This is a genomic window from Conyzicola sp. (assembly GCF_046714715.1).
Classification (GTDB): Bacteria; Actinomycetota; Actinomycetes; order Actinomycetales; family Microbacteriaceae; genus Conyzicola.
This window is the reverse complement of sequence record NZ_JBKKAD010000108.1, coordinates 1-8,393: the sequence shown is the minus strand read 5'-3', so window position 1 is coordinate 8,393 and position 8,393 is coordinate 1. Positions and strand designations below refer to the sequence as shown.

The following is an 8,393-nucleotide window of genomic DNA, read 5'->3' as shown; positions in this document are numbered from 1 at the left end:
GGGCACCCCGGCCGCAGCGGCGATGACCGACGCCACCGACGAGATATTCAGCACGGCGCCGTACGGGTCGCCCCCGGTGCCGACGATGTCGAGCACCCTCGGGTCGACGTCGAGGGGAAGGGCGTTCTCGAGCACGGCGTCGCGGAAACCCACGATCTCGTCGACGGTTTCACCCTTGATGCGGAGCGCGACGAGCAGCCCGGACAGCTGGGCCGAGGTGGCCTCGCCCGCCATGACCTGCTTCATGGCCCACGTCGACTCGAAAATGGAGAGGTTCTCCCCGTTAACGAGGGTTGCGAGAATGCGGGGCCAGGTCAGTGCAGACGACATAGGACGAATTCTAATGACCGGATTCGTCGGCGCCGGCTCGCGACTGACCGGCCGAAAGGGAAACGGTGGCCCCGTTATCGGACATAATGGAGAGGTGACTACGACCTCCATCAGCCCCTCCGTCGGCGCCCCTGTGGTTAACCGCCCCAACTCGGTAGCCGTCGGCACCATCGTGTGGCTCGGAAGCGAAGTCATGTTCTTCGCCGGCCTCTTCGCGATCTACTTCACGCTGCGCTCGACCAGCCCCGAACTGTGGGAATCCCAGTCGAGCCTGCTGACGGTGCCGTTCTCGCTCGTCAACACGATCATCCTGGTGCTCTCGTCGTTCACCTGCCAGTTCGGCGTCTTCGCCGCCGAGCGCCTGCAGCCGCGGCGCACCGGCCCGAAGCCCACCCAGTGGGGCATGGTCGAGTGGTTCTTCCTCACCTACGCCATGGGCGCGATCTTCGTAGTCGGACAGATCTACGAGTACGCGGTTCTCGTCAGCGAGGGCCTCACCCTGTCGTCCGACTCCTACGGGTCGGCGTTCTACCTCACGACGGGCTTCCACGGCCTGCACGTGATCGGCGGGCTCGTCGCCTTCCTCCTCATCATCGGCCGCGGCTACGCGGTCAAGAACTTCGGCCACAAGGAAGCGACCAGCGCGATCGTCGTCTCCTACTACTGGCACTTCGTCGATGTCGTCTGGATCGGCCTCTTCCTCATCATCTACATCCTCCAGTAAGAATCGGGACCCGTAAGCACCATGGCGAAGAAGTTTTCACGCACCACCACCGACCAGCGAAAGGTCGGCCGCAGGCATCCCCTCGCGTCCGTCGCCCTCATCGTGATCGGCCTCCTCAGCACCGGCGGCGTCTACGCGCTCGCCACCACCAGCGCCACGGCTGACACGTCGGCCTCGCAGCAGCAGCTCGTCGAAGAGGGCGGCAAGCTCTTCGCCGCGAACTGCGCCACCTGCCACGGCACGGCGCTCCAGGGCACGAGCGAGGGCCCCACCCTCATCGGTGTCGGCGAGGCATCCGTTCACTTCCAGGTCTCGACCGGCCGCATGCCCCTCGCTGCGAGCGGCCCGCAGGCAGAAGAGAAGCCGGTGCAGTTCACCGACGAGCAGATCGAGGCCCTCTACACCTACGTCGGCGAACAGTCGCCCGGCCCCGGTCTCCCCGACGAGGAGACGATCGCCGGAGAGGGCGACGCAGCCCTCGGTGGCGAGCTCTTCCGCATCAACTGCGCCATGTGCCACAACGTGGCCGGAGCCGGCGGAGCGCTCACGCAGGGCAAGTACGCCCCGTCGCTCTCGGGCGTCACGTCGACCCACGTCTACGAGGCCATGGTCACCGGCCCGCAGAACATGCCGGTCTTCAACAACAACAACCTCACGCTCGAAGACAAAGCAGACATCATCACCTACCTGCAGTTCCTCGACGAGAACCCCTCCCCCGGCGGATTCGACCTAGGCAACCTCGGTCCGGTCTCCGAGGGTCTCTTTATCTGGATCTTCGGCCTGGGCGGGATCGTAGCGATCACCGTCTGGCTCACCGCCAAATCCAACTAAGCGCCGAGGTCGACTCCGGTCGGCCCACGGCATCACAACTACATCGCACTTCGCGCTTCGCGCACAGTTGAAGGGAACACAATGGCAGACCATAACGGTGGCCAGTCCGGCAGTACAGACCAGGCCGGCAGCACAGAGGCCGGCACTGCTGTCGCGACATCCGTGCCTCGTACGGTCTCCTCGGGTACCGCCGTCGTCGTAACCGACGGCATCCCGAATCCCGGACACCAGCCGCACCGCCTGCGCGTCACCGATCTCGACCCGAAGAAAGACAAGGAAGCCGCCCGTCGCGTCTCCGCCCTGTTCTTCCTGTCGCTCATCGGCAGCGTGCTCGCGGTCGTGTTCTACTTCCTCTTCCCGATCGACCCCAGCAACCTCGACTCAGTGCGCATCAGCAACCTGGCCCTCGGCCTGGCGATCAGCCTCGGCCTGCTGGGCATCGGCGTCGGCGCGGTGCACTGGGCCAAGGCGCTCATGTCCGACGCCGAGATCACCGAAGAGCGTCACGGCACCCGCGGCAGCGACACCACCCGCGCGAAGGCCGTCGAGGTCTTCACCCTCGGCAACAAGGAGTCGGGCTTCGGCCGCCGCACCCTCATCCGCAACAGCCTGATCGCGGCTCTCGCGGTGACGCCGATCCCCGCCGTCGTGATGTTCCGCGACCTCGCCCCGGCCGAAGAGCCCGGCGAACTGCTGCGTCACACCATGTGGAAAGAGGGAACCCGCCTCACCCGCGACCCCTCCGGTACCCCCATCAAAGCTTCGGATGTCACGTACGGATCCGCTTTCCACGTGATCCCCGAGGGTCTCAACGACGAAGAGCACAGGCTCGAAGAGAAGGCCAAGGCCGCGGTGCTCGTTATGCGCCTGCGTCCCGAAGACCTCATCGAGACCGAAGAGAAGGCGGACTGGTCGTACCAGGGCATCGTCGCCTACTCGAAGATCTGCACCCACGTCGGTTGCCCGGTCGCGCTGTACGAACAGCAGACCCACAACCTTCTCTGCCCGTGTCACCAGTCGCAGTTCGATGTCTCGGACCAGGCGAAAGTGATCTTCGGACCGGCAAGCCGGCCCCTACCCCAACTACCTATCGCCATCGACGACGAGGGATACCTGGTAGCCCAGAGCGACTTCCTAGAACCCGTCGGCCCGAGCTTCTGGGAGCGTGAGCTGAATTGAGCACAGCAACGGAAACCCCCGTCACCCACGAACCCGCCACCACGGCGGGATCGACCTCGACCGCGTACGGACCGTTCGCCTCGCCCACCCGCGGCGCGCGCTTCACCGGTGCCGCCGCGAACTACATCGACGAGCGCACCAGCATCTCGGGCCTGGTGAAAGAGGTCGGTCGCAAGATCTTCCCCGACCACTGGTCGTTCATGCTCGGCGAGGTCGCCCTCTACAGCTTCGTGGCGATCCTGCTCTCGGGCACGTTCCTCACCTTCTTCTTCCAGCCCAGCATGGTCGAGGTGCACTACGACGGCTCGTTCGTGCCGCTCAAGGGCATCGAGATGTCGGCGGCGTACGCGTCGAGCCTCGACATCTCGTTCGACATCCGCGGCGGACTGCTCATGCGCCAGGTGCACCACTGGTCGGCGCTGCTGTTCATCGCGGCCATCGGCCTGCACATGCTGCGCATCTACTTCACCGGCGCCTTCCGCAAGCCGCGCGAGATCAACTGGATCATCGGCTTCGTGCTCTTCGTGCTCGCGATGGCCGAGGGCTTCACCGGCTACTCGCTCCCCGACGACCTGCTCTCTGGTAACGGCCTCCGCATCATCGACGGAATGGTCAAGGCCGTCCCGATCATCGGCGTCTGGATCTCGTACCTGCTGTTCGGCGGCGAGTTCCCCGGAACCGACGTTGTGAGCCGCTTCTACACGCTGCACATCCTGCTGCTGCCGGCGATCCTCGTCGCCGCGCTCGGCGTGCACCTGCTGCTGCTCGTGATCAACAAGCACACGCAGTTCGCCGGCCCCGGTAAGACCAACAGCAACGTCGTCGGCGTTCCGGTCATGCCGGTGTTCGCCGCGAAGGCCGGTGGATTCTTCTTCATCGTCTTCGGCGTGATCATGCTGATCGCCGCGACCTTCACGATCAACCCGATCTGGAACTACGGACCCTACGACCCCTCACCGGTGTCCGCGGGAACCCAGCCCGACTGGTACATCGGATTCGCCGACGGCGCCCTGCGCCTCGTGCCGCCGGGACTCGAGTTCGTCGTCTGGGGCTACACGCTCTCGATGAACGTGCTGCTGCCGCTGATCATCCTGCCCGTGTTCCTCGGCCTCGTCGCCTTCTACCCCTTCATCGAGGCGTGGATCACCGGCGACAAGCGCGAGCACCACATCCTCGACCGCCCGCGCAACACTCCGGTGCGCACGGCGATCGGTGCGGCGGGCGTCACGTTCTACGCGGTGCTATGGGCGGCGGCGAGCTCCGACCTCATCGCCACGCACTTCAAGCTCAGCATCGAGGGCGTAATCCACACCCTGCAGGCGCTGTTCTTCCTCGGCCCGATCATCGCCTACATCGTCACCAAGCGCATCTGCTTCGGCCTGCAGAAGAAGGACCGCGAGATCGCGCTCCACGGCTTCGAGTCCGGCCGCATCGTGCGCCTCCCCGGTGGCGAGTACATCGAGGTGCACCAGCCGCTCAGCGACGCCGAGCGCTGGAGGCTCACGAGCTACACCGACTACGAGCCGCTGATGATCCGTCCGAACAGCGACGGCCGCATCACGGTGACGCAGCGTCTCCGCGCCGGCTTCTCGCGCTGGTTCTTCGAAGACCGCATCCTGCCGGTCTCGAAGGGCGAGATCGAGGGCTCGCACCACGGAGACGACCACTAATCGGTTCGAACGCTCAGACACTGGCGACCTGGTTGCGGTGCCCGCGCTGCGAGAGAGATCTCGACAGCGCAGGGCCCGCATCCTGGTCGCTTTTGTGTTCCTCGGGTCACGCCTTCGACGCGAACAAACGCGGCTACCTCACCCTCGTCGACCGCTCGCGCGGCATCCTCGGCGACACCCGGGAGATCCTCGAGGCACGCCGGCGCTTCCTCGCGCTCGGCCACTACTCCCCCATCGTCGACCTCATCGACGCCGCTCTCCCGGCGGGCGCCGTCGACGTCGTAGATTCCGGATGCGGCTCCGGCTACTACGCGGCCGAACTCACGGCCCGCAGGCCGCTCGCGCGCCTGCTCGAGCTCGACGTGTCGCTCGATGCCGTCACGCTCGCCGTGCGGGCCACGGGCGCGCCGGGAGTGGTCGCGGACGTCTGGCGCCCGCTGCCCGTGCGTTCCGACCGGGCCGACGCCGTGCTGTGCGTCTTCGCCCCGCGCAACGCCGACGAGTTCGCCCGTGTGCTGCGCCCAGGCGGCACTCTCGTGGTGGTCACACCGGCGCCGAGCCACCTCGAGCAGCTGCGGCAGCGCGGCCGGCTTATCGGCATGCAGCCGGACAAGCTCGAGCACCTCGACGAGGCCCTCGGGGCCCGGTTCGTGCTGCGTGACCGGCTATCGACGGCCTACGACGTGCCGCTCGCCGCGACGGAGATCGACGACCTCGCGGCTATGGGGCCGAGCGGGCACCATGGGGCGCATCCGGGAACCGAGGACGCGTCGACGACCACGGTGACCGTCGCGGTCGACGTGTCGGTCTATCAGCCGCTCTAGACGAACCGGCCGCTCTAGACAAACAGGCAGCTCTGGTCGAACGGGCCGCTCTAGTCGAACGAGCGCTTGAGGTAGTCGGCGGTCGAGCCGTAGCCGAGGCGTTCGTAGAAGCCCGAGGCACGACGGCTCGCGACCGTGAGCTGGCGAACGCCGCGCAGGCGGCACTCGCGCTCCGTCGCCTCGACGAGAAGCGAGCCGAGGCCCGCTCCCTGCGCCGAGCTCTCGACGACCAGCTCCTGCAACTGGGCCGAGCTGCCGTTCGTGTAGAGCAGTCGCGAGATGGTGGTGAGGGCGTAGCCGTGCACCACGCCACCGACCTCGGCGACCAGAAGGAGCGCGTTCGACTCCCCCGCGGCGAAGGAGTCGAACGTGACGTCGAAGGCGTCGCGGTCGGGCAGGTAGCTGACCGCGAGCTCGTTCAGCAGGGTGAAGACCACGTCGGCGTCGCTCGCGCGGGCCGGACGGATCAGCACCTGACTAGTGGGCGAAGTTGCCTCGGTAGTACTCATATACCCACCCAACGAGGCTGATGGCGACGATAGCGGCGCCGATGATCGAGATCCAGAAGCCGACTGCCATGCCGAGGAACATCAGCGAGAGCGCCGCGGCCAGCATGACGGGCCACCAGCTCCACGGGCTGAAGAAGCCCAGCTCGGGGTCGCCGTCGTCGATGTTCGCGTCGAGGCGGTCTTCGGGGAGCACGCCGCCCTGCGAGCGGTGAACTGCACTGACGTAGAACGCGATGAAGCCGGACAGCACGCCGGCGAGACCGATTCCGAGGGTTCCCACCCATTCGATCCGACCGCCGTGAATCGGGTCGACCAGCGACCAGATGATGTAGGCGATGTCGGCGACCACGCAGAACGCAAACAGCACCCAGAAGAGGTTGATATTGGCCTTCATGCTTACTTGACCTTCTCGTCTGACATGTCGTACACGGGGGCGTCGGGAGCGTCCTTACCCGGACCGATACCGATCGGCACTTCTGCCTCGGGGTGGTTGAGGTCGAACGCGGGCGCCTCGGAACGGATGCGCGGGATCGAGGTGAAGTTATGGCGGGGCGGCGGGCACGAGGTGGCCCACTCGAGCGAGCGCGAGAAGCCCCACGGGTCGTTCACCGTGACCTTGGGGGCCGTGCGGGCCGTGAGGTACACGTTGTAGAAGAACGGCAGCATCGAGGTGGCGAGGATCGCCGCTCCGACGGTGGACACCTGGTTCATCCACGTCACGCCGTCTTCGGGCAGGTACGTCGCGTAACGACGCGGCATGCCGACGACACCGATCCAGTGCTGGATGAGGAACGTGGTGTGGAAGCCGATGAACAGCAGCCAGAAGTGGATCTTGCCGAGGCGCTCGTTGAGCATCGTGCCCGTCCACTTGGGCCACCAGAAGTAGAAGCCCGAGAACATCGCGAACACCACGGTGCCGAAGACCACGTAGTGGAAGTGGGCGACCACGAAGTAGGAGTCGGAGACGTGGAAGTCGAGCGGCGGCGACGCGAGGATGACACCGGTGAGTCCACCGAAGGTGAACGTGATCAGGAAGCCGATGGCCCACAGCATGGGCGTCTCGAACGTCACGGAGCCGCGCCACATGGTGCCGATCCAGTTGAAGATCTTCACACCCGTGGGCACCGCGATGAGCATCGTCATGAGCGAGAAGAACGGCAACAGCACCGACCCGGTCACGTACATGTGGTGAGCCCATACGGTGACGGACAGCGCGGCGATCGCGATCGTCGCGTAGATCAGCGTCTTGTAGCCGAAGATCGGCTTGCGGCTGAAGACCGGCAGCACCTCGGAGATGATTCCGAAGAACGGCAGGGCGATGATGTACACCTCGGGGTGGCCGAAGAACCAGAACAGATGCTGCCAGAGGATGACGCCGCCGTTGGCGGGATCGTAGATGTGCGCGTTGAACACACGGTCTGCGCCGAGTCCGAAGAGAGCCGCGGCGAGAACCGGGAAGGCCATCAGCACGAGGATCGACGTGACGAGCACGTTCCAGGTGAAGATCGACATGCGGAACATGGTCATGCCGGGGGCACGCATGGTGATGATCGTGGTGATGAAGTTGACGGCACCGAGGATGGTTCCGAAACCGCTCATCGCGAGGCCGAAGACCCACAGGTTTCCACCGACCCCCGGCGAGAACGTCGTACTCGACAGCGGGGCATACGCGAACCAACCGAACGAGGCCGCACCCTGCGGGGTGAGGAAGCCGGCGACGGCCATGAGGCTACCGAAGCTGTAAAGCCAGTAGGCGAACGCGTTGAGTCGCGGGAACGCGACATCCGGAGCACCGATCTGGAGGGGCATCAGCACGTTCGCGAACCCCGCGAACAGCGGCGTCGCGAACATGAGGAGCATGATCGTGCCGTGCATCGTGAAGAGCTGGTTGTACTGCTCTTTCGAGTCGACGATGTTGAGGCCCGGAGCGAAGAGCTGGGCGCGGATGATGAGCGCCATCACCCCGCCGATGCAGAAGTAGATGAAGGAGCTGATCAGGTACATGTACCCGATCGTCTTGTGGTCAGTGGAGGTGATCCAGCTGACGAGGACGTTGCCTCGGCGCACCACTGCTGGTGTGCTCAGGCCCGGCCTGGTTGCTGTTGATGTGCTCATTGCGACTAGCCTTCTTCGCCGTGGTCAACCGCGCCGGTGCCCGGGAGGTTGGTGTTCGTGTTGTACTCCGCGCCGAGGCGACCCTCGAAACCAGCGGCACGCTGGCCTTCGATGTAGGCGTCGTAGTCGTCTTGCGACACGACCTTCACTTGGAAGAGCATGAGCGAGTGGTACTCGCCACACAGCTCGGCGCACTTGCCCTGATAGGTGC

8 protein-coding genes and 2 pseudogenes are annotated in these 8,393 nt (G+C 65.4%); 5 read left to right on the top strand and 5 right to left on the bottom strand.

Features of this window, described 5'->3' with window-relative positions; translation table 11 throughout:
* A pseudogene (locus ACLQ6X_RS08605) lies at positions 1-330 on the bottom strand (anthranilate phosphoribosyltransferase); the annotation flags it as partial.
* Positions 331-424: 94 nt separating this feature from the next.
* Here ACLQ6X_RS08605 and ACLQ6X_RS08600 point away from each other — a divergent pair.
* The 5 genes from ACLQ6X_RS08600 (at position 425) to ACLQ6X_RS08580 (ending at position 5,558) form a co-directional block, all read left to right on the top strand.
* Positions 425-1,054: a heme-copper oxidase subunit III gene (locus tag ACLQ6X_RS08600; protein ID WP_411699760.1), complete on the top strand. Its 630-nt coding sequence runs from the start codon at positions 425-427 to the stop codon at positions 1,052-1,054.
* Between the two features lie 21 nt (positions 1,055-1,075).
* Positions 1,076-1,885 carry a c-type cytochrome gene (locus ACLQ6X_RS08595; protein ID WP_411699759.1) on the top strand — a complete coding sequence of 270 codons (810 nt, stop codon included), beginning with the start codon at positions 1,076-1,078 and terminating at the stop codon, positions 1,883-1,885.
* Positions 1,886-1,966: 81 nt separating this feature from the next.
* Positions 1,967-3,064, top strand: a complete 1,098-nt coding sequence (locus ACLQ6X_RS08590; protein WP_411699758.1) for a Rieske 2Fe-2S domain-containing protein — start codon at positions 1,967-1,969, stop codon at positions 3,062-3,064.
* Positions 3,061-4,734, top strand: a complete 1,674-nt coding sequence (locus ACLQ6X_RS08585; RefSeq protein WP_411699757.1) for a cytochrome b — start codon at positions 3,061-3,063, stop codon at positions 4,732-4,734. The genes ACLQ6X_RS08590 and ACLQ6X_RS08585 overlap by 4 nt, the downstream gene beginning before the upstream one ends.
* A gap of 92 nt (positions 4,735-4,826) precedes the next feature.
* Positions 4,827-5,558, top strand: coding sequence for a methyltransferase domain-containing protein (locus ACLQ6X_RS08580; RefSeq protein WP_411699756.1), 732 nt, complete (start codon positions 4,827-4,829; stop codon positions 5,556-5,558).
* 50 nt (positions 5,559-5,608) lie between these two features.
* On the opposite strand, the gene ACLQ6X_RS08575 is transcribed toward ACLQ6X_RS08580, so the two are convergent.
* From ACLQ6X_RS08575 to ACLQ6X_RS08560, 4 genes and pseudogenes are all read right to left on the bottom strand, one after another.
* A complete protein-coding gene (locus ACLQ6X_RS08575) occupies positions 5,609-6,067 on the bottom strand; it encodes a GNAT family N-acetyltransferase (RefSeq protein ID WP_411699755.1) in 459 nt (152 codons plus the stop codon).
* Positions 6,036-6,461: a cytochrome c oxidase subunit 4 gene (locus ACLQ6X_RS08570; RefSeq protein ID WP_411699754.1), complete on the bottom strand. Its 426-nt coding sequence runs from the start codon at positions 6,459-6,461 to the stop codon at positions 6,036-6,038. The genes ACLQ6X_RS08575 and ACLQ6X_RS08570 overlap by 32 nt, the downstream gene beginning before the upstream one ends.
* A gap of 2 nt (positions 6,462-6,463) precedes the next feature.
* A complete protein-coding gene (ctaD, locus tag ACLQ6X_RS08565; RefSeq protein WP_411699753.1) occupies positions 6,464-8,182 on the bottom strand; it encodes a cytochrome c oxidase subunit I in 1,719 nt (572 codons plus the stop codon).
* Between the two features lie 5 nt (positions 8,183-8,187).
* A pseudogene (locus ACLQ6X_RS08560) lies at positions 8,188-8,393 on the bottom strand (cytochrome C oxidase subunit II); the annotation flags it as partial.

What these genes read in the sequence shown, in the direction of transcription:
- ACLQ6X_RS08570 (WP_411699754.1), bottom strand. Translation starts at nt 6,461, where the DNA reads ATGAAGGCCAATATCAACCTCTTCTGGGTGCTGTTTGCGTTCTGCGTG.
- ACLQ6X_RS08575 (WP_411699755.1), bottom strand. Translation starts at nt 6,067, where the DNA reads ATGAGTACTACCGAGGCAACTTCGCCCACTAGTCAGGTGCTGATCCGT.
- ACLQ6X_RS08595 (WP_411699759.1), top strand. Translation starts at nt 1,076, where the DNA reads ATGGCGAAGAAGTTTTCACGCACCACCACCGACCAGCGAAAGGTCGGC.
- ACLQ6X_RS08590 (WP_411699758.1), top strand. Translation starts at nt 1,967, where the DNA reads ATGGCAGACCATAACGGTGGCCAGTCCGGCAGTACAGACCAGGCCGGC.
- ctaD (WP_411699753.1), bottom strand. Translation starts at nt 8,182, where the DNA reads ATGAGCACATCAACAGCAACCAGGCCGGGCCTGAGCACACCAGCAGTG.